We start from the raw sequence: 19477 nt of genomic DNA on the forward strand, positions 1-19477 counted from the left end.
TCTATGAAACCCGGGTCTATTCACCATGACCTTTGGTACCGGTGAGAGTAGCCATCAGTGAATCCCTAAAAATTCCAGTATGCTATTGAGGATGCCATTAATGATTAGGTCGGGTTGTTTTCATTTGTACTGAATTGAAGTGTTTTTATATAACCTTTTGTTTTATAATTTAAAAATGGAACTCATTGTCCCGTATTGGAACTATTTTTAGCGGACTATCCTTCCGCCAAATTATAACCCCAGTCTTTGTAAAAAGACTGGGTTTTTTGCTTATGGCATTTTAGCGTTATATCGTCACTCTACTGATTCATTATTTGAATTTACTGAAAATGGAAGAGTCTTTAAATCCATTATCATGTTTGATCTTGCTTAACTGCACTTCTAAGGCGTCATTTTTATCTAACTTTAGCGTGCGAATAGTGTCTCTCAATGTGGTGTAATCTTTTTCCATTTGCTTCCGATACAATCGGGCCTCTTGATTATCCTCAGGACAGTCTGCTATCCGAGATTGCAACAGGTTGAGTGCAGTACCTAGATCCTCTTTAAAATGAGTTGTAACAGCCTCGGCTCGGGGGCTTGCCGGCAATTTTATAAGCTCGCTGGGGCCATTACTCAGCTGGGTTAGCGCATCTTCCCATGCATCCGGTTTCCTTATATTTGCCAGCAGTTCTCGTGCTTGAGTAAACACCGTATCTTGCTTCTTCGACACTTCCAAATCAGCTTTGGCCGTCTTGAGAGCGGCCATCACATGTTCTTTCGCTGTGCCCTCCGACAACTGGCTAGCGCGAGCTTCTAGTTCAGCCAATGCTGCGGCCATTTGAGGGTGATAGACCGCTTTGTCAATGTCGTCTTTTACCAACTTACATTTTTCGCCGATATCTATTAACTCATCACCTTTTTTAGCTAATGCATTGATTCTATCCTGGAAGTTGTCCCGCTTTAGACAAAGGTTCAAGTTGCTATTTAGTGTGGTAAGTCGCTCGATATCTTCTTTAATGGCGAATTTATTTCCACTTTCATAGTGGTTGAGCCTGTTCTCAATTTGCTCCATGATTTCACGCTGCCTGATGACTTTGTTGGTGGGCTGCTGCGCATCGGCGGTAACACTGTAACTACCCGTTGAGAATAGGTGCTGCTGTTTGATCTGTTCCCAACAGTTGTCTAGTGCTACTGACAACGGCCCGTTGTCCTCCTGCACCATTATGTCTCTGATACTGAGAAAAAGTTCCACCGGAAATTCCGAAGAATCTTTAATTCGTGCTTGCAAATCGGCCATCATGTGAGCCAGCCGCAATTGTGGGCGAACGTCTGCAATGCGTTTACGGTCAGTTTCACTAAATAATGTTTGGGTTCCGGGGAGGGCCGCTTCCAGGTAGCTCATCTCAGTATTGATTTCTGTTTTGTTCAGTGGCTGCAGTGCTACCTGCTCTAGCTTTTCACTCCATTTTTCCACCACTGCGTTGACAAAAGTATGATTTATCTTCTCGAAGAGGCTTTGTTGCTTATCTCTCCGTTGGTTTAGCTTATCAAGCGCATTATCAATGCATTTATCATTTGCGGTTACTGGCGTATCTGGCGGCGACCTTAGTGCTTGCAGATTGGCAACAAGCTGCTGACATTGATATACCTGTTCGAGTTGCTTGTCGAACTCGGTATTGTTATACATGTTGGTGTGCAAGAACTCATGGCACAAGTTAAGTTCTTTGACAACGCTTATGCTGTGTTGATTGGCTAATTTGGCGACAGAATCAAAAGCAACTCTATTACCGTTGGCCTCAAGAACCTCGGGGTTCAATTGGAATGTTCCCGCATGAGTTTTCCCCTCGCTATCAACGTGGTCAATCATGTAAGTCGATACAATACTGGCGAGGATGCCTGTATTGAGTGGGGTATTTGAGCACGCAATGTCGGGGATTTGGTGCGCATCAATGGTGAGGGTTAATTTGATTAAGTCCGCATTCTGCATGTGACTTGAATGGCTGCTCTCGTTGTGACTAGATGCGTAATTGATGGCTAGCGTCATCTGGCGCGATTTATCACCATCCATCAATTGGAACAGATTTTCGAGGGCATTCCAGGTTGTTTCTATGGAACCAGGATCGTCGACGGATTGTGCGGTTTTGCCCGCACCGTAAATTTTGTCGTAAATCTCACGCAATTGATCTTCTTTATCCACCAAACTCATGCCAGGCAAATGATTCAGCAATTTGATAAAGAAGTTTTTGAATGCGTCCCAGCCTTCCAGCTTAGTCGCACCTTTTAAATCGCCGGTTAACATGGAATGCAATTGTGTTTCGGTGATGCTTGGCCCGTGGTCGATAATAGTCATACTCATGATGTTCTCCAACTGCACATGGATAAAGAACTCATGCTATGAAAATGCCCAATAGGGAACTATCGGGTGAAAAATGGATACGCTCCCTCCCTGCAACAAGACTGACGGCATAACGCCTTAATCTGTCAAACCTAACCGACGCGAGCAGTTGAGCAACTCGGTGACTTTATGTACGTTCAGTTTTCTCATGATATTTAGCCTATGGGTTTCTACGGTTTTTACGCTGATACATAACCGTTCACCAATCAGCCGGTTGGTATAGCCATCGGCGATGAGCCTTAGGATCTGGCGTTCGCGCGGCGTGAGTATTTCTGCGCTTTCATTATTGACACTCAGCGCCAGATTAATCGCTTCGCGGTTGAGCGCAGGATCGACATAACGCTTATTCACCGCGACAGTTTGCAGTGCAGCGAACAGCACCTGGCGACTGCTATTTTTCAATACATATCCCATCGCGCCTGCCGCCAGTGTTCGTATGGCCATAAACTCCTCCATATGCGCGGTGTAAGCCAAAATGGCCATTTGCGGCCAGCGACAGCGCAGTTGTGGAATAAGGTCTAATCCGTTAATACCGGGCAACCCGAGATCAAGCACCACAATGTCGGGTTGATGAATGCGACAGGCATTGTAGACCTCAAGGCCATCATCAATATGCGCGATAATACGAAAGCGCGGGTAAGGAGAGAGCAGGCTGATAATGCCGTTGATGATCAGCTCGTGATCGTCGACCAACAGAATTTTATGATCGTGCATGTTAACTTCCTCTTAATAAAAAGCGGCCGTTGCGAAGGCCGGCCTAAGCACCCAAAGACAAATCTAACGCATGGCGTAGCTCGGTGACCTCTTCCACCGCTAATGGCAGCCCGTGTTGTACTCGGTTTTCCATATCAATCACGCTGCACACTAGCGGGCTAAGCCCTGCCTGGCCAAGGCAGCCTTTTAAGGTGTGCAGCAGCGCGGAGGTTTGCTCCTTATTGTTCAGATGTTGTTCAAGTTCTCCTAGCAGCGTATGCAGGGCACGGTGGATCTTTTGTCGCATTCCGACGTCATCAATCAGCAGCAACGCACGACCAAGCAGGCAGTCTTGCTCTTGCAGCGGAATATCGCGCTGAAGTTGATATTCCGCAGCGATGCTGATCCCATCGGCTAACTGTGCCAGCGTGACCGGTTTGGTTAGGTAGTGCTGCATTCCTGCCCGTTTGCAGCGGGCAATCTCCTCCGGTGCGGTGTTGGCAGACAGCGCCATAATCATGCAGGCGGGATCTTGGTTATTTACATCATTTCGCCACCGTTGAGCACACTCCATCCCGTCCATCGTCGGCATTCGAATGTCCATCAGCACCAAATCAAAGCGCTGCTGTTGGCCTTGAATTAACGCTTCTTTCGCGTTGGCGGCGACGGTGACATCCTGTTCAAGAGACGCCAGCATCATGCCAATAATGTCCCGGTTGATGGCAGCGTCATCCACCAACAGAATGCGTAACCGCCAGGGCTGAACTGGCAGAAGTTCGGCCTCATTATCTATTTCACCGGAGAGGGCATGAACCGCTGTTTCACGTAGCTTTCCTGGCAGGAAGCACAGGTCTTCAGCTGAAAATGCGTTTTCCTGCTGTGCTATCTCACAACAAATTCCCCACGCTGATAATTGGCGATGCAGGGCCAACGGTGCGGCAACCTCCCCACTCAATGGTGTCGGTTCACGATGAGGCCCCAAAGGAAGAAGAAATGAGATACAGGTACCCAGGCCGGAAGAGCTATGCAGCTCCAGCCAGCCGCCCATCATTTTCGCCAAATTAGAGGCAATAGTCAGCCCCAGCCCGGTGCCCTGAATATGTCCCTGGCTTTGGAAGAAGGGTTCAAAAACTGCTTTTTGATCGGCGAGCGAGATGCCGTGCCCGCTGTCGCTGACGGCAAAAATCAGCCGATCATTACAGCGCTTAACAGTGAGACAAATACCGCCATTTTCAGTGAATTTAAGCGCATTTCCCAACAGGTTTACCAGAATTTGCCGCAAACGCATACCGTCGACCTCAAGGTGCAGTGGTACTTTGTGGCCCACAAATGTTTTTAGCGCCAGACCTTTAGTTTGCCCCAGCCCTTGAATGGTATGCATTGCTTGATCCAGCAACGGCAACAGGGGCGTTTCCTCAACGTGCAATGAGAGTTGCCCCGATTCGATCCGCGAAAAATCGAGTAAGTTATTGATAATGCCGAGTAAGGAGAGCGTACATTGGCTGGCGGTATTTGCCAGCCGAGACTGTTTATCACTCATCGGTGTCATCTGTAACAGTTCCAGCGCGCCCAGAACGCCGCTAAGTGGTGTGCGTAATTCATGGCTAATGGTGGTCAGATGGCTGCTTTTGCGCTTGTTGGCCTGTTCAGCCTGCTGTTTGGCAAGGGTGAGTTCTCGCGTGCGTTCAGCAACGGTGTTTTCCAAGTTGTCGTACTGGGTACGTAGGGTATCGAGCAGTAAATTATAAGCGTGGGCAATACTACCTAATTCATCCTGACGGTTTTCTGGCAATCGTGCAGATAGTGAGTTTGGCCCTGTTTTGGCGATGATATCGACAAAATCCCACAGCGGACGCGCCAGATAACGATGCAGTAGCCAGAACAGCATAATTGCCAGCAGCAACAGCGTGGTGAGTGCAAAAGGTAACTGGCTTACCACAATGCCCAGCATCCGTTTTATCACGCCGCGAGTCGGGTACAAAATCACCTGCTGCCAGCCGGGGCCTTTCAGTTGGCTGCGCAGCACAAGGTAACCGGGAATTTGCTGCCATCCATCGCGTAGCGTGGTCTTGAGCAACAACGTCTGAAGGTCTTTGGCTTCATGTGCTGGCAGGTGGGAGAAGGGCAGGATCTGATTGTGTTGATCTAGCCAAAGGCTGATGTCGCTATCTGAAACGGGGTTACCGTAAGAGAGTAAATCGTTTAATTTTACCGTTAGCCCAGTAAGCACTTCATGAGGGCCAGCCGCTGCGATCGAGATGCTCCAGCCAGTACCCGCAATGTACTCTGGTTTCCCCCAAAACAGATTGTCATGGGTTGCCCGCAACGGAAGCTGCCCCAGTTCGGTCTGGCGGCGGGTGAAATAGTCAGCCGAGTGTTCGCGCGGTGGTAGCAGGGAGAGGCCAAAGCGCCGATCGAGAATAAAGCTATCGAGGTAGTAGGTTTGACCTGCGGTGCCATAAACCTGGATAAAGCTTAGGTCTTGAGCTTGTTTATCTTGCGGAGTACATATGCTTGAATCAATAGGGAAATAGCGGCTTTCGCTCTTTGCGGCCAATGCAGCGTCTACCGGAACGTAATGATAAAGACCATAGCTGTGTGCCAGTGCCTGAGCATCACGTTCAGCCCCCTCAAATCGATGATTGCTCAATCCCACTCTTAGATTCGAGATATGCGATAAATCTTCGAGCAAGCGCTGACGGTTTTGGTTTAATGAAACATAAGTGGTAGAGAATATAGTGATAAGCCAAATGGTTAGCAGGCCAATTGAGATAAAAAGCGTTAGTTTACCCACTAAGGAATGCTGTGTTTTCATTGTTTTTATCCTTAGAAAAAGCCCCTAAATGAAATGCCGCAGTCTGTATGATGAATTAAATAAGATTAGCTAAGTATAAAAATAGTAATAAATACTGAGGTAATTATTTAATTAATTTGTAAGGGGATATAATGACAAGCCTGTGGTAAATGGTAATCAGGTCTTTTACTGATGTACGCCTAAGGGTTTTCCACTGAGTATGACTTTGCTATTTAGGAGGTCGTATCGATGCTTAATAAAATTAAAAAAAATCCCTCTATTGGGTGACGTACATATTTCAAGCGCAGATGGAACGGTATTGATGAAAACTGAGGGCCGGGCGGCGCGTGGATATTTATGTACGCATTCTTTCGTTCTGGCTATTTTTATTGACACTCTCGAAAACTTCCCTCAGGAAGCTGTGAGATATATCACGTTACTGCTGGCAGGCTGCCCAGGTATCCATGATTACTCATTGCAGTTGTCATCGGAAGGGGGGGGGTTATGTTGTTATTATGACAAAAATATGACTGCTGAAATAATGGCCGCAGAAATTGAGAAACATTTAGCTTTAACGAGATATTTAGCGAGCAGACTCTCTTGTTATCAACGTTATGATAGGCGAGGGAACGATGAAGTTAAATAAAGCAATAATTCTTCCAGCGATGTTTTTCAGTATCATGACACATAGCCAAACATTAACCTGGAAAGGAAACGATTTTTCGTTACGGGCGCGAAAAATTCCGCTATCGGCGGTTTTACAAAATCTTGCGGAAAACTACGATACGCAGGTCATTATTGATCCCTCGATCACTGATGTATTTAGTGGGGTGATCGCAAGTGCGCCACCGGTCGATATTTTAAATAGAATTTCAACACAATATAATCTGGCGACTTATCTGGATGGTAACACGTTGTTTATTTACCCGTCGTCACAAGTGACACACCGTGTCATTACGCTAAACGCGCTGCCTGCCAGCTCTTTCATTCGCTATTTGCAAAAACGTGACGTACCGGCGCGTAATAGCTGCGAGGTGCGCAGCATTCCCAGTGTCAACGCGCTAGATATCAGTGGTGTTCCCGCCTGCCTGTCACGCATCACGCAACTAGCCTCAATGTTGGACGGTGAAATAACCAAGCGACAAGACGATGCGGTGAGTTTAACCGTCTATCCCCTTAAATATGCCACCGCCGTTGATGATCGCTACCAGTACCGAGACCAGACGGTCGTGGTACCAGGAATCGTCAGTGTGCTGCGTGATATGAACCGTGGTAGCGCCCCCACCACCAACACCAGTTCCCCCGCGACACAGGGGCTACCGATGTTTTCGGCTGATCCACGCCAAAATGCGGTCATCGTGCGTGACCGCTCGGTCAATATGGCAGGCTACCGCAAGCTCATCAGTGAACTCGATCAACGCCCACAGATGATTGAAATCTCAGTGACGATTATCGACGTCGATGCTGGGGATATCAGTCAACTTGGCATTGACTGGAGTGCCGCGGTTTCTATGGGCGGCGGTACGCTCTCTTTTAATGGTCCCGATAGTAATACCGGAGGCGGCTTTTCCACTGTTATCAGTAATACACCCAGTTTTATGGCGCGTCTGGTCGCACTGGAGAAAAACTCTCATGCATACATTTTATCGCAGCCGTCGGTGGTTACGCTGAATAACATTCAGGCGGTATTGGATAAAAATATCACTTTTTACACCAAGCTTGAGGGCGACAAAGTGGCTAAATTGGAATCGATCACCACCGGATCGTTGTTGCGGGTAACCCCCCGTTTGCTGGAGGATAAAGGTAAGCAAAACATCATGCTGAGCCTCAATATTCAGGACGGCCAGCAAAATGCGCCGATCAGTCAAAGCGAGCCACTACCACAGGTACAAAACTCCGAAATAGCTTCGCAGGCCACGCTACAAGCGGGGCAAAGCCTGCTGTTGGGCGGATTTAAACAAGATAAACAGGTGCAGGTGCAAAATAAGATCCCACTGCTGGGGGATATCCCCATTATTGGCCATCTGTTCCGCAGTGATATTAATCAAACCAATAGCGTCATTCGCTTGTTCTTAATTAAGGCCACGGTCGCCGCTAACAGCGAAAATAATCATGGATAGCGAGTGGAAAATTCGGCTCCTCGGCGGCGTTCTTCATGGGCGTGAGGTGTGGCTGTCTGATGGTCAGCTCTCGGTGGGGGAACGAGGCTGCGATCTTTGTATACCGCTTGATAATGAAGGCAAAGTCATACTGTCAGCGATGAATGGGCAACTGTTTATTGATGCAGGAAATGCCATCGTGCGGGTGAATGGCCGCCGACACAAACGCGGGTCACCTTTACCCGCAGAAGGGATATTGCAGACTTTCGGGCTGGCAATGGCTTTCGGCAACCAAAACGCTAATTTATCAACCTATCAACTGCGTTCCGGCTCGCCCGTTTTTTTGTGGCTGATGGCGCTGGTATTGGTGCTGCTGGTGGGGGTTTCTGGCGTGGTGTTTTGGATAAGCAATACTGCCGTACCACCGCAGAGTATCGCGACACGGGTTAACGTGCTGCTGCGACAAACAGGGCTGACGCAAACCAAGGTCAGTTGGGGTCAGGATGGCACGCTGCAACTATCAGGTTACTGTCAAAACAGCGCATCGCTGCAAACGGCACGCTTAAAACTCGAGTCATGGGGGGTATTGTACCGCGACAATGTGGTATGCACCGACCAATTAATCAGAGACGTGCGTGATGTGCTCACCCAGGCTGGGTATGCCGATGCGCAGGTGACCAGCTTCGCGCCAGGGGAGGTGCGGATCAGGGCTGATATCACGATGGGAAAACGCTGGGCGGCAATTCAACCGTTGCTGGCTGAACTGCCGGGGTTAACACATTGGCAAATTAACAATCCCCACGAGGCTCAGGGTAAGGCCATTATTGATGCATTAATACAAAATGGATTGGCAGGAAGCGTTAGTGTCACGCCGGTAGGTCAGGCGTTTGTGATGAGTGGCGTGCTTAATGCGCCGCAGCAGCAAATCTTTAATCAGCTGTTTGACCACATCCGCGAACAGTATCCCGGTATCGCACTGAGCTACCAGAATGTTTCAGCCTCAAGCGAGGGCAGCCAACGATTTCCATCGCCTATTGCCGCGATAGTGCATGGTCGGCAGGGGATCTACCTGGTATTGGAAGACAGGGAGCGGTTAAGAATAGGCAGCCAGCTCCCTGATGGCAGCGAGGTGGTCGCCCTAAACGACCATGCGGTGGCGCTCAAATACCAAGGGTCATTGATTAACTATCCCTTTAATTTTTGAGTGGAGAATATCATGCCAACGCTAACTGATTTAGAAGATAGCCTACGCGATTCAGATGAACAAACCAAAGAACGCTTAATGGCATTAGCCGCTGTATACCATCGGCTGATAATTGCGATGCAGGGGCCAACTAGCCCAGAGCAATATCAGCAGTTCACCTTATTGTTGGAAGCGGTCATTCAGGCCGAAGATATTATCAACGTGATTTACTTTCGATATCATAATCACCGAATAAATATCACTGAATAATTTTTAATGATAACTATCCAGTTATAAGTCCGGTCAGGGAAATAATGTTAAATCCCATGAGTTAACATGACGATTACGATGAGGTAGCGCTATGAAAACAACTTTCGAAGCGGAGAAAAGAAGAATAGAGCGAGAATATTCGCGTCTACAAAAATACTTTTCACAATTTACCGAGCTAAAGCAGTCAATCGCAGCATTAGTGGCCAATGCGCCAACTGACCCGCAGGCAAAAAGGAAACTTAATCAGCTTAATCAGCTCTTCCCGGAGGGGATAGACGGGATGGATCACCATGCCCGGCAGGATATGAAAACGTTAAGCGTGGCACTGAAAAAATTGAAATCGAGAATAAATCACGCAGTTTCAAATTCAGCGAACTAACTGAGGATAATATTATTAGCGTACATATCCCTATTCCTATTAATAATATATCCGATTCCGAAATTCCTGATGTGGGGAATTATAGCACTGAAAAACAGGACGGGTATGATTATGGCGCAGTCAATAAGACTGCCAGACGTGAAACGTCGGGTGTAGCTAATTATCACACGACACCTCGGGTTAGTGATGATAACGACTACTTTGGACATAATAACGATCAAGATAATATTTTCGCATTCGGTTATTCGGTACTTGAGGATCTTGAGTTGGTATTACAAAAAATAGCTAACGATCTTTATGGCGCGATCAAGAGCAGTACTGAGCGTGCGCGTAATACGCAAAATATGTCAAACCGCATGGATGAGGTGATTGCTGAGGCAGCTAAAGGTGACGATAAAACTAAAGAGAAAGTACCGGATGATGTCGTCAAATACATGCGCGACAACGGTATTTTGGTCGACGGTATGACCATTGATGACTATATCAGCAAACATGGAGGATCTGAGGGGTTAGACAAAGGCTCTCTCCAGGCTATCAAGGCAGCACTCGACAACAGCGCGAATCGCGACACGGATTTAATGACTCAAGGCCAATTAAGCATTCAGAAAATGACCCAGGAGATCAATGCAGTTATCACGCAGATGACGGGATTACTCAGTAAATGGGGCGATTTATTGAGCATGATCGCACAGAAAATGTACTGATGAGTATGCCAATGAACGCCAAAGAAACGCAGGCCATAGTGCAGTTTTTCCAGCAAGGCGGCGCGCTGCGCATGTTGCTGGATAAAGAGGTGAGTGCTGAGCTGGATGTGCTATTTCGCTATGCCAAACAGCTAGCGGGTGTTGGTGAATATGGTGCAGCAGCGCGATTATTCAAGGTGCTCACCCTTTACGATGCCTGGTCATTTGATTACTGGTTTGAACTCGGCGCGTGCTGTCAGGCGGATAGCGCTTGGGTCGATGCTATCTATGCCTACGGGCGTGCAGCGCAAATTCGGATTTCAGCAGCACAAGTGCCTTGTGCCGCCGGTGAATGTTACCTCGCCTGCGGCAATCGGCCTTTGGCAGCCAAAGCCTTTCGTACCGCGTTGTTTGTGTGCGGTGAAGCGTGTGAAAAAGAGGTGATGGAACAGGCAAATATCCGTCAACGCGCACTGGTGGGTTTGGCTAAAACAGGAGAAAAAGATGAGTCGGATACTGATGGACGGCGTTCCCCGCGCTAACACCGAGCTTCACGGCATAACCCTTAAGCCCCAGACCGCCAGTGTGGCGAGTGGCGCACTTGGCTACGATGTAAAAAGTATTTTCGACGATGACCGCCAGCGTCAGGAGGCGGTGCCTCATGTCACTCTAATGCAGGCCGAAACCGCATTGCAACAGTTACTTAGCGCAGGGCCAACTGGCGTGCGCAAACCGACAATACGTGACGTGATGGAAATGGACCCAATGATGTTATCGATGATGATGACGCAGTTGGTGCTCAATGTTTCCGCCAATAACGGTAGCTCAATCTGTAAACAGTTGGAACGGGCAACAGAGGTGCAAGCGGAGCTGCGTAATAAGCAGGTAGCGGAGTATCAAAAGCAGATCAATACGGCGATTGAACAGTCTGATCAGGCACGCAAAGCAGGGATAACGAATGCGTTGTTTGACTGGATTATTGGTGGTGTTGAGGCCATCGTCGGCGTACTGAAAATGGCTGAAGGGGTTCTTACCGCCGACCCATTGGCGGTAGCCGATGGTGCGGCTTATTTTTCTGCCGGAATGGCTGGAATGGTAAAAGCGGGGGCCGAAACCGCGCTGTTATTGGGCGCGGATAAAGAAACCTGTAGCGAAGTCATCAAGGATGCTGGTGTCGTACAGAACGTCTGTGAAGGCGTAGCACTTGCGTTGGATGTTATGCAGATTGGCCGTGGTATCAGTGCTGCGCGTGCCGTGACGAAGGTCACCGAAGAAGTATTAGAGTCCGGCGTAGGTAAACAGTTGGTAGAAGCCGTTGCCAAAGGCGCGGAAGACGAACTAAAAGTGTTAGCTGAAAAAGCAGGGCAAGAAGTGAGCCGCGTATTGGGTAAGGATTTTGGTATGGCGGTTGAGCGAGAGATGGTCGAGGTCGGCGATATGGCGATCGAAGCCGCAGCGCATGAGCTTGAATCCGAAGCTAATATGGTTCGTAGCATCGGCAAGAGTTTCACCCGTGAAGGTGTGGCGAAACTGGTGACCGCAGCTATTGAGGATGCAGCTAAAGGGCTGCTCAAAAAAGGGGAGGAGGTCGTTGCTGAAAAACTGCGTGATGCCATTTTGCAGAAGTTACGCAGAAGCATCATTACCACGGTGATCCGAGACGGTACCAGCAAAGCGCTGTGGGTGACGCGTGCCACAGCAAGCGGTGCAGAGAAAATATCAGGGGCGATCATTGCCAATAGAACCGCTGAACTGCAAAAAATCATTGAAAAACTGATTGTTCAGCAAGGTTTGATTGATTTTACGCAGAACTGGACTGAAGACCACAAGAAAACACAGCAAAAACAGCTTAATGAGTCCTACCAAAACGCCGCAGATGCGATCAACCGCGGTTTAGACATCATCAATAACAGTGGTACGGCGCTGGAGAGTATTGCCGGGTCCAGAGCCTAAGGAGAATGTATGAGTGAGCTTAATATCACAGGATTGGCGCGATGCCAACCTATGGGTACTGAAGATGCGAACGGTGAATTGCTGATGGGAGTCAACGCCGTAATTGTGGATAAATGGCCGTTGAGCAACGCACAAACGAGCCTAAAATCGTTCGCCAGCGAGGGCCGCCAGCCGGTGCAGATTGGCGGCAGCGACGCAATTCATGGCGGCGGTAGCGCGTCGATAAATCCAGACTCATTTTTCGCCATGTTTGATGAAATCTGGAGCAAGCTGCTCATGCTCGCCAAACAGTTGCGCGATACCATGCAGTTCTATAATCAGAAGAAGCAGGAGCTGGGCTGGGGGCTAGAGATAAATACGCTCAAACAAAGTTTTAAAGCCATTGATGATAGCTATGAGGCGGCCAAGTCGGCGGCGATAGGCGGGTTGTTTGCCGGTGTTTTAACCCTTGCCGGTGCGCCTTTTGGTGAGGCAGGGATGTCAGTGGGGAATGCGGCTGGACAGGCGGCGAATGGGATTGCGAATTGGGTTTCAGCGAGTAAAACCCGCGAGGCCGACGCTGAAAAAGCCATCGCTGATCTACAAAATAAAGGGGCACAATCGTATGCGAAAACCCTTGATGACACTCTGATGAAGGCGCGAGAGATCATGCAACAAATGATGGATATGGGGCGCAGCCTCGTTGAGGTATTCAGTCAAGTATTGCGCGCGATTTCGCACTAATGCCGTAGGGGGATTAATGGATGAGATAACGCGTCAACTACGTTATGAGGGGCTGCATCCACAACCTGCGTTTTTAGCAGGCTGTGGGGGGCTGATAGGGCAGCAGGTCGAGCTTTATCCCTACCGGTTAGTTTATCGGCTTGACGCAAATAACCTCATTCTGTGCAGTTTTAACCGTGCGCCAGAGAGCGTACCACAACTGTCATCGCTGATTCGGCTGTGGGGGATATTGTGCCGTTTATTCCACCGTACTCCCTGGCTCAACAGCGTCAGAATGTTGGTCATCACCGAGGTTTTTGATCCGCATGTGGCCGCCCAGCGCCGGCGACTGGTGCGGTTGTTACACCGCCTGGGCGCGATGGCGGTACTTATTGATGGCGATAACTGGCTAGAAATACCGTTCGCCAGGCTACTCAATCGACGAAAATGGCTCTGATAGTGGTCTATCGCCCCGGCAATCGAGCACGGTATTTTAGGAGACACCCTATGAAAACAACATCAAATGAGCATGAGCAACATTGCTACCAAAGCGCCGTCGTTAAAGAAGCAATGGCGCTCGATCCTGAGACGGTTTATGCCCAAGGATATGCCGCCTGGCAAGAGGGGCGCTATGACCGTGCTCTGATTGATTTCGGCTGGTTGGTGATGTCACAACCGTGGAGCTGGCGTGCTCATGTGGCACTGGCAGGCGCGTTGATGATGCAAAAAGAGTATGCAATGGCGATGAATTACTATGGTTATGCGCTGATGCTTGACGCCTGCCACCCAGAACCTGTCTATCAGATGGGAGTGTGCCTAAACGCGCTGGGAGAGCGGTCGTTAGCGAGAGAAGCATTGCAAACGGCGCTGACCATGAGCTATGACGACCCTCTTTATAGCAGTGTACGCGCTAATGTTGAGTTGATGTTGAGCCAATTGCTGGCTTAGCGGGTATTGCTTCATTTTGGAGGCCGATAATGCTCAATACTAGTCCGGGATGCCTGCAATCCCACTATGTTGATGGCTTTCTTTATGCTCCTGAAACCGTTGGCACCAGGGTTCTCGCACCTACGCTGATGGCTCCGGGCAGCCAGATAACATCAACAGAGAACCCGATCAGCGAAAGTCGCCGGCTAGAGCGCAGGGCGCACACCTTTTATTTCATTCAGCGTTTAGTGCGTTTCAGTATGTCGGCAATCTCTTTTGGCATGGCGGTGGCGGCCGCAGTGCTTTCTGGGGGCGCGGGAATACCCATTGCCGTCGTTGCGGGGGCGGCAATGATCATTGCTGCCGGAGACGCCGGTTGCGCCTTGTATAATATGATTCAGGTGCGCAATGATCGTGAGCCATTGGTCACTAACAACGACTGTATTGTTTTGGCCGTCAAAGAGCTGATGCAGCGTTGTGGTTGCTCCTCGCAGCATTCTGAGAATATAGCCGACGGCACTTCGTTTGTAATCCGAGCCGGTGTGGCGCTCTCGGCAGCACTTTTCCCCCAGCTTTTGCCCGCCGCACATTTATCGGGCAGTATTGCCGAAATCCTGGGTGATATCTCGGCTGGGGCAACAGCGTCGCTGACCGTGGTCGGGGCAATGTTAGATATACACACAGCGCGGGTTGAACGTCGGCAGAAAACGGTCGTTACCACCGTCAACACCGCTGTACCGACTGAAGAAGATGAAAGTAAGGTCAGTGACGAGAAAATTCAGGAGTGGATCACTGGGATCATCAACTGTTATCAGCGCCATATAGCTCAACCACAGAGGTTTCAGAGTCACATCTAATGCTAGATATCACGCGCAGCCGACAGGGTATTGTTGATGACACAGATGTACGGCAAATGTGGCATGGCGAGGGAGAGAAACTGCCGGTTCCCGTACTCCCTGAACCGCAATATGCACAACCCGTTGAGGCTGCGACTGCCAACTGTAACGCTGGTCAGAAAAAGATGTTGGCGAGTCTGGCCAGACGGGTTATTAGCACCTTTCCTGCCGCGCTGTTTAGCTGGCAAGCGGTGGTGCTCGGTGGACAGCTTTTGTGCTGTAGTGCCGGTATCGTGCTGACGGTGGTCAGCGGGGGCGCTGCGCCGTTACTCATACTGGCAGGGATTGGGTTGGCAATAGCCATTGCGGATATAGCTTGTCTAATTCACCACCAGCGCCACGGTTTGCCGATGGAGCATGACAGCATTGCCAACGCGGTCTATTTCATTGCTCGATGCTTTTTTGAACAACAGAAAAGTCAGGACTTGGGTTCGTCAGTCTCGCTAGGCGCGCGCGCGTTGCTTACCGTGGTCGTCGTCGGCCAGCCATTTTGGTGCACCACTCTGGGGCTAAACGTGCCTATTTTTCGTCAGATAAGCATTGCGAGCTACAGTGCGCTGGCATTTATGCGCTATGGCGCGACAGGCCTTCCTGTGACTGGGCTACAGGTCAGTGTTCCCTTCTTTCGCCTGCTGGCACGCCTGTTTCCCAATGAGGACGTCAACGGTGCCACCAGATGATTCAGGTTTACACCTGATAGGTAACTTAACGCAGACGACCATAATTCACTGAGCGAACCGTCGTGTTTGGTTGTTAAGGTTCGCTTACCGGAGGTCATTATGAACGTTGAGCAACTGGTCGATACGCTATCGCGTTTGGCACATCAGGCAGGGCAAGCAGTAGAAGACAAAATGAATGGCGAGGATCTCACTAACCCTGAAGCCATGCTCAAAGCACAATTCGCCGTGCAGCAATATTCCACCTTTATTAACTACGAGAGCGCGATGATTAAAACTATCAAAGACATGCTCAGTGGGATCATTGCCAAAATATGATCTTGTTAACCACGAGTGAGCGTCAATTACTGGTTGAAGTCGCCTTCGCGGGCATCAATCACGGCCTGCAACGGCAAGTACGCGCTATGTTGCCAGCCTTACCTCAACTGGTGGCCGACAAGGATATGCAGGCGGTTTGTTTGGCGGTGCTGCTTGCCGGGCTGGATGAGCCGGAGCGGGCGCGTCAGACATTGGCCGACGTCAATCTGCCTGAGGCCGAATCACTGAGAAACTATTTCACCTGATCACCGGGGAGTCAGCCCATGAGTATGATTAACAGCAGCGCAGCCACAGATTTAGCCGCCAGCGCCAAAACACTCAACGCACCCGCGTTAAGCGTCGCAAGCAGCGAGAAAGTGACGGCATTCAACAAATTGTTATATGCAGGCACGCCACAGGGCGACGTCGGAGCATTATCGCCGTCGCAAATGTTAGTGCAGCAAGCCAATATTCTCAGCACCACGGTAGGCGTGGATCTGGGGGCTAAGATTGCCGGTGCGGTATCCCAATCGGTTAACAAACTGGCGAACATGACATGAAATGGGCGCGCTGTGTGCTGATATCCGCACTGGCCCTGTTGCTCACAGGGTGCCGTGTGGATCTTTACAGTGCGCTGCCTGAGGAGGATGCCAACCAAATGTTGGCAATCCTGATGCAGCACAATATTGACGCTGATAAGCAACTTGTAGCAGGTGGCGTCACGCTGCGAGTTGAAAAAGCGCAGTTCATCAATGCGGTTGAGCTGCTGAGATTAAACGGATTTCCACGCCGCAGCTATATCTCCGCTGACACCATGTTTCCGCCTAACCAGTTAGTTGTCTCTCCGGCAGAAGAGCAGCAAAAGATTTTATTTCTAAAAGAGCAACGCATCGAAAACATGCTCAGTCAAATGGACGGTGTAGTGCATGTGGATGTCACTATTGCCTCGTCTGGTCCCGATGAAGAGGGCGCGACGGGACAGACATCGGTGGCGGTATTTATTAAGTTCTGGGCGCAGGTCAACCTGGTGGCATTACGCGTACAGATAAAAAATCTGGTTGAGAAATCGATCCCCGGAGTGCAGCAAGATCAAATCAGTATTCTGATGCAGCCGGCGGAATTCAGAATGTCGAGCGTGGTGAATGTTGACCAGGCACCCCAGTTGAGGGCGATACAGTGGCTAACCTTACATCGCTGGCTTTTGATACCGATATTAATGGTGGCGATTTTGGCGTTCATCGTGCTGGCACTGATGACGTGGCGCAAACGGCGCTAGTACCAAATTTACCGCAAGAGGCGGTGTTACAACTGCACCGTTATCTCTGGCTACCTGGGCGTTATGCCCATCGGAGCTGGTTAGCCGCGCTGGGCTTCATGCCTAAACCCGGCTGGCAATATGGTCAGCAACCGCAGTTAGACAGCTACCTGAATCAGGCGTTGCGGGCGCGGCGAGGAACGCCACGGCTACCGACGCGGCTCAACACGCGGCAACAGCGAATGGTACGGCTGGCACCCAAAATGACCGCATTCGCACTGGCTATTGGACTGCTCAAACTGGGATGCAGCGATTATCTACTTTTACCTGACTATCGGCAGACCATCCTGCGTTGGCTTGATGATGGTCTAATTTGGCTGCTGTTTGGCCTAAGCTGCGGCAAATGTCGGGCGCTGTTTTCACCGATAGACCTCATCACTAACGCGATAAAAATCGGTACCGCTGTGCTGCATCGTGCAGCGCAAGATGATCCGGTTTTGTATGCGGTGCTGATTATGTTGCCACCGTGCGAACGGGCGCTGTGGCCGCAGGTGCCCATGCTGGCGATGAATTTACTGGAGCAAGCGCTATGTCCCGATGCCGAATACCGTTAACCGAGTTTGACTGGCAGCCACCGGCCACGGGCATTATTCCTGCGATGCTGCTTGAAGCGCAGTATCGGCAGGCTAAGGTGCTGAACAGCGCGGAGAAAGAGGCCGCTGTCATCATCAATGCGGCGCGACGAAAAGCGGAGGGAATCATCCGCGAGGCCCATAAGACACAGCGCCAGATGCAGACACAGATGCGGCAGGCGCAGGATCGTATTCGGCAGGAAACACTCAGCCGCTGCGAAGCACAGTGGCTCCAAACCCATGTGACCGCATTGTTGCAGGACGAAGCGCGAGAAAAGCAGGTGGTCAAGGCGGTATCAGCACGCATTCAGCGCAGCCTTGAGCAGGTACTCAGCGCATGGTTCGACCAGCAACCTATCGAGAAGACGTTGTGTGGACGATTAGCCCGGCAGGCCGAGCAGATGGCCTGCGAAGGCGCGTTAACACTGCATATTCATCCTTCAATGCAGGAAGCCATGCTCGCTGAGTTTGGTGCGCGATTCACCCTGGTTCCTGAAGCTGACTTTACGCGCGATCGCGCGGTTTTAGCCTCGCCTCAACTCTCTGTCGCATTCTCACTGAGTAACCATTTTCAGCAGTTACTCACCTGGCTGCGCACCGTGCCCCCTGAAACCGGAGATCTTGATGAGAATAGCGGATACCACACACGCGATAAACAGTGAAACGGCGCTTCACCCGCTTAATGTACACGCTGAAAACACGGTTTCACCGATGGATATGGCGTTGCAGGAGCTGCAAGAAGCCTCGGGCAGCGCACTCACCGAAACGCTGGAAGATATGGGCATGGCGCTGGGGGGGCGGCTACGCGACTATCAGCAAGCGGATGTGACCGAACGCCAAGAGCTGAGGCAGCAGGCGTTGTTGAAAATGGTGCAACGAATGCAGCAACAGGAAGGCGGAATATCACCGCAACTGATGCAGCAGGGATTAAGCCAAAATATCGGTCAGCAGATCCTAAGTGTTGCCTCCTTGCTAACGGCTGATGGCGTCGAGCGCAAAAAAAGAAAAACGCTGAACCAGCAGCTCGCCGAGCTAATGGCACAAGAGGGCTGGGAAGTGGCGTTATTCGGCATATTAGAGCTTGGTCATATAGATAAGGGCGTTTTAACACAGATTAACCGCTTGTTTCAGCAGGCGATGGATGAAGAGGCTGTCTCGTTGGCCGAATGGTTCCAGCGCATTGTGGCATGGCCGGACCGACGACAGCGGGTCAGAGTGTTGTTACGCCTGATGGCTTTTGAGCTTTCTGCTTGCGTGGCCGGGGGGCAGCAACAGCGGTTAGCCGCAGTGCTGGTGCGCCTGCGCCGCTTACTGCTGTTTTTGGGGCTGGAAAAAGAGTGTCGGCGGGAAGAAGCCATTTGCCAGTTGCCTGCGGAGTCACTACTCCCCTTACTGATTGATATAACCAACGAAAGCTGGGTTTTCGAGGAATGGATGATGTCGCGGTTGACGCCGTTGGTGACCTCTCGCAGCCTGCTTAATCGGCTATTGCAGCAGTTGGATGCACTGTTTTTGTTGATGCCAGAACACTGTTTTAACGATGAAGAACAACGTGAACAAGTCATCACTGTGTTACGTGGGATGAAGGGGGATCAGGCTATCACCTGATTCCGCCCCTGCTCTGCATCTGGAACTCTGTGCTCATGTTGAGGTGGAGGTATAA

The 19477-nt window shown here is 50.2% G+C and carries 23 protein-coding genes; 20 read left to right on the forward strand and 3 right to left on the reverse strand.

Translation table 11 applies throughout. The features are described from left to right. Nucleotides 1-310: 310 nt before the first annotated feature. The 3 genes from YALDO0001_RS04765 to YALDO0001_RS04775 all read right to left on the reverse strand — a co-directional run bounded on the left by YALDO0001_RS04765 (nt 311) and on the right by YALDO0001_RS04775 (nt 5882). A complete protein-coding gene (locus YALDO0001_RS04765; RefSeq protein WP_042839423.1) occupies nt 311-2335 on the reverse strand; it encodes a hypothetical protein in 2025 nt (674 codons plus the stop codon). 117 nt (nt 2336-2452) lie between these two features. Next, complete coding sequence (locus YALDO0001_RS04770) at nt 2453-3088, reverse strand: two component system response regulator (RefSeq protein WP_004700430.1); 636 nt, start codon at nt 3086-3088, stop codon at nt 2453-2455. 43 nt (nt 3089-3131) lie between these two features. Continuing rightward, on the reverse strand, nt 3132-5882 hold the full coding sequence (locus YALDO0001_RS04775) for a two component system sensor kinase (protein ID WP_042839424.1): 2751 nt from the start codon (nt 5880-5882) through the stop codon (nt 3132-3134). Between the two features lie 301 nt (nt 5883-6183). Between YALDO0001_RS04775 and YALDO0001_RS04780 the strand changes: the two genes are divergently transcribed. From YALDO0001_RS04780 to YALDO0001_RS04875, 20 genes are all read left to right on the forward strand, one after another. Next, complete coding sequence (locus YALDO0001_RS04780; protein WP_004700434.1) at nt 6184-6507, forward strand: hypothetical protein; 324 nt, start codon at nt 6184-6186, stop codon at nt 6505-6507. Then, nucleotides 6494-7981 (forward strand): EscC/YscC/HrcC family type III secretion system outer membrane ring protein, encoded by a 1488-nt coding sequence (locus tag YALDO0001_RS04785; protein ID WP_042839425.1) that lies wholly within the window; start codon nt 6494-6496, stop codon nt 7979-7981. The genes YALDO0001_RS04780 and YALDO0001_RS04785 overlap by 14 nt, the downstream gene beginning before the upstream one ends. Beyond that, nucleotides 7974-9164, forward strand: a complete 1191-nt coding sequence (gene sctD, locus YALDO0001_RS04790) for a type III secretion system inner membrane ring subunit SctD (protein ID WP_042839426.1) — start codon at nt 7974-7976, stop codon at nt 9162-9164. Before YALDO0001_RS04785 ends, sctD begins: the two co-directional genes overlap by 8 nt. A 12-nt stretch (nt 9165-9176) precedes the next feature. Beyond that, on the forward strand, nt 9177-9413 hold the full coding sequence (locus YALDO0001_RS04795) for an EscE/YscE/SsaE family type III secretion system needle protein co-chaperone (protein ID WP_042839427.1): 237 nt from the start codon (nt 9177-9179) through the stop codon (nt 9411-9413). A 91-nt stretch (nt 9414-9504) separates the two neighbouring features. Next, nucleotides 9505-9792 carry a hypothetical protein gene (locus YALDO0001_RS04800; protein ID WP_042546406.1) on the forward strand — a complete coding sequence of 96 codons (288 nt, stop codon included), beginning with the start codon at nt 9505-9507 and terminating at the stop codon, nt 9790-9792. A gap of 71 nt (nt 9793-9863) precedes the next feature. Then, nucleotides 9864-10496, forward strand: a complete 633-nt coding sequence (sseB, locus tag YALDO0001_RS04805; RefSeq protein WP_004700441.1) for a type III secretion system translocon protein SseB — start codon at nt 9864-9866, stop codon at nt 10494-10496. Next, a complete protein-coding gene (gene sscA / locus YALDO0001_RS04810) occupies nt 10496-11017 on the forward strand; it encodes a CesD/SycD/LcrH family type III secretion system chaperone SscA (protein ID WP_231585784.1) in 522 nt (173 codons plus the stop codon). The genes sseB and sscA overlap by 1 nt, the downstream gene beginning before the upstream one ends. Beyond that, on the forward strand, nt 10980-12428 hold the full coding sequence (sctE, locus tag YALDO0001_RS04815) for a type III secretion system translocon subunit SseC family protein (protein WP_231585785.1): 1449 nt from the start codon (nt 10980-10982) through the stop codon (nt 12426-12428). The genes sscA and sctE overlap by 38 nt, the downstream gene beginning before the upstream one ends. Nucleotides 12429-12437: 9 nt before the next feature. Beyond that, on the forward strand, nt 12438-13151 hold the full coding sequence (gene sseD, locus YALDO0001_RS04820) for a type III secretion system translocon protein SseD (protein ID WP_231583223.1): 714 nt from the start codon (nt 12438-12440) through the stop codon (nt 13149-13151). A 16-nt stretch (nt 13152-13167) separates the two neighbouring features. Continuing rightward, complete coding sequence (sseE, locus tag YALDO0001_RS04825) at nt 13168-13587, forward strand: type III secretion system effector protein SseE (RefSeq protein ID WP_004700445.1); 420 nt, start codon at nt 13168-13170, stop codon at nt 13585-13587. 50 nt (nt 13588-13637) lie between these two features. Continuing rightward, on the forward strand, nt 13638-14078 hold the full coding sequence (locus YALDO0001_RS04830; protein WP_004700446.1) for a SycD/LcrH family type III secretion system chaperone: 441 nt from the start codon (nt 13638-13640) through the stop codon (nt 14076-14078). A gap of 29 nt (nt 14079-14107) precedes the next feature. Continuing rightward, complete coding sequence (locus YALDO0001_RS19665; protein ID WP_050773547.1) at nt 14108-14914, forward strand: hypothetical protein; 807 nt, start codon at nt 14108-14110, stop codon at nt 14912-14914. Next, the gene (locus YALDO0001_RS04840; protein WP_004700448.1) at nt 14914-15633 is read left to right on the forward strand and encodes a hypothetical protein; all 720 of its coding nucleotides are present in this window, start codon (nt 14914-14916) and stop codon (nt 15631-15633) included. Before YALDO0001_RS19665 ends, YALDO0001_RS04840 begins: the two co-directional genes overlap by 1 nt. A 99-nt stretch (nt 15634-15732) precedes the next feature. Further along, nucleotides 15733-15948: a type III secretion system needle filament subunit SctF gene (sctF, locus tag YALDO0001_RS04845; RefSeq protein WP_004700450.1), complete on the forward strand. Its 216-nt coding sequence runs from the start codon at nt 15733-15735 to the stop codon at nt 15946-15948. After that, entirely contained in the window at nt 15945-16193 is a 249-nt protein-coding gene (locus YALDO0001_RS04850; protein ID WP_042546400.1) for an EscG/YscG/SsaH family type III secretion system needle protein co-chaperone, read from the forward strand. Before sctF ends, YALDO0001_RS04850 begins: the two co-directional genes overlap by 4 nt. An 18-nt stretch (nt 16194-16211) precedes the next feature. Beyond that, on the forward strand, nt 16212-16487 hold the full coding sequence (sctI, locus tag YALDO0001_RS04855; protein WP_042839428.1) for a type III secretion system inner rod subunit SctI: 276 nt from the start codon (nt 16212-16214) through the stop codon (nt 16485-16487). Beyond that, nucleotides 16484-17203: an EscJ/YscJ/HrcJ family type III secretion inner membrane ring protein SsaJ gene (gene ssaJ, locus YALDO0001_RS04860; protein WP_042546398.1), complete on the forward strand. Its 720-nt coding sequence runs from the start codon at nt 16484-16486 to the stop codon at nt 17201-17203. Before sctI ends, ssaJ begins: the two co-directional genes overlap by 4 nt. After that, entirely contained in the window at nt 17104-17796 is a 693-nt protein-coding gene (locus YALDO0001_RS04865; protein ID WP_231583224.1) for a type III secretion system domain-containing protein, read from the forward strand. The genes ssaJ and YALDO0001_RS04865 overlap by 100 nt, the downstream gene beginning before the upstream one ends. Further along, nucleotides 17772-18476 (forward strand): type III secretion system stator protein SctL, encoded by a 705-nt coding sequence (gene sctL / locus YALDO0001_RS04870; protein WP_042839429.1) that lies wholly within the window; start codon nt 17772-17774, stop codon nt 18474-18476. Before YALDO0001_RS04865 ends, sctL begins: the two co-directional genes overlap by 25 nt. Further along, on the forward strand, nt 18439-19422 hold the full coding sequence (locus YALDO0001_RS04875) for a TyeA family type III secretion system gatekeeper subunit (RefSeq protein WP_042839430.1): 984 nt from the start codon (nt 18439-18441) through the stop codon (nt 19420-19422). Before sctL ends, YALDO0001_RS04875 begins: the two co-directional genes overlap by 38 nt. The last annotated feature ends 55 nt before the right edge of the window (nt 19423-19477 follow it).

Origin of the sequence: Yersinia aldovae ATCC 35236 (assembly GCF_000173735.1) — a bacterium.
Classification (GTDB): Bacteria; Pseudomonadota; Gammaproteobacteria; order Enterobacterales; family Enterobacteriaceae; genus Yersinia; species Yersinia aldovae.

Coding starts and splice junctions, on each gene's coding strand:
- ssaJ (WP_042546398.1), top strand. CDS start 16,484: ATGAAATGGGCGCGCTGTGTGCTGATATCCGCACTGGCCCTGTTGCTC.
- sseE (WP_004700445.1), top strand. CDS start 13,168: ATGGATGAGATAACGCGTCAACTACGTTATGAGGGGCTGCATCCACAA.
- YALDO0001_RS19665 (WP_050773547.1), top strand. CDS start 14,108: ATGCTCAATACTAGTCCGGGATGCCTGCAATCCCACTATGTTGATGGC.
- YALDO0001_RS04780 (WP_004700434.1), top strand. CDS start 6,184: ATGAAAACTGAGGGCCGGGCGGCGCGTGGATATTTATGTACGCATTCT.
- sctF (WP_004700450.1), top strand. CDS start 15,733: ATGAACGTTGAGCAACTGGTCGATACGCTATCGCGTTTGGCACATCAG.
- sseD (WP_231583223.1), top strand. CDS start 12,438: ATGAGTGAGCTTAATATCACAGGATTGGCGCGATGCCAACCTATGGGT.
- YALDO0001_RS04795 (WP_042839427.1), top strand. CDS start 9,177: ATGCCAACGCTAACTGATTTAGAAGATAGCCTACGCGATTCAGATGAA.
- YALDO0001_RS04775 (WP_042839424.1), bottom strand. CDS start 5,882: ATGAAAACACAGCATTCCTTAGTGGGTAAACTAACGCTTTTTATCTCA.
- YALDO0001_RS04800 (WP_042546406.1), top strand. CDS start 9,505: ATGAAAACAACTTTCGAAGCGGAGAAAAGAAGAATAGAGCGAGAATAT.
- YALDO0001_RS04765 (WP_042839423.1), bottom strand. CDS start 2,335: ATGAGTATGACTATTATCGACCACGGGCCAAGCATCACCGAAACACAA.
- YALDO0001_RS04875 (WP_042839430.1), top strand. CDS start 18,439: ATGAGAATAGCGGATACCACACACGCGATAAACAGTGAAACGGCGCTT.
- sscA (WP_231585784.1), top strand. CDS start 10,496: ATGAGTATGCCAATGAACGCCAAAGAAACGCAGGCCATAGTGCAGTTT.
- YALDO0001_RS04830 (WP_004700446.1), top strand. CDS start 13,638: ATGAAAACAACATCAAATGAGCATGAGCAACATTGCTACCAAAGCGCC.
- YALDO0001_RS04840 (WP_004700448.1), top strand. CDS start 14,914: ATGCTAGATATCACGCGCAGCCGACAGGGTATTGTTGATGACACAGAT.
- YALDO0001_RS04785 (WP_042839425.1), top strand. CDS start 6,494: ATGAAGTTAAATAAAGCAATAATTCTTCCAGCGATGTTTTTCAGTATC.
- sctI (WP_042839428.1), top strand. CDS start 16,212: ATGAGTATGATTAACAGCAGCGCAGCCACAGATTTAGCCGCCAGCGCC.
- YALDO0001_RS04770 (WP_004700430.1), bottom strand. CDS start 3,088: ATGCACGATCATAAAATTCTGTTGGTCGACGATCACGAGCTGATCATC.
- sctE (WP_231585785.1), top strand. CDS start 10,980: ATGAGTCGGATACTGATGGACGGCGTTCCCCGCGCTAACACCGAGCTT.
- YALDO0001_RS04850 (WP_042546400.1), top strand. CDS start 15,945: ATGATCTTGTTAACCACGAGTGAGCGTCAATTACTGGTTGAAGTCGCC.
- sctL (WP_042839429.1), top strand. CDS start 17,772: ATGTCCCGATGCCGAATACCGTTAACCGAGTTTGACTGGCAGCCACCG.
- sctD (WP_042839426.1), top strand. CDS start 7,974: ATGGATAGCGAGTGGAAAATTCGGCTCCTCGGCGGCGTTCTTCATGGG.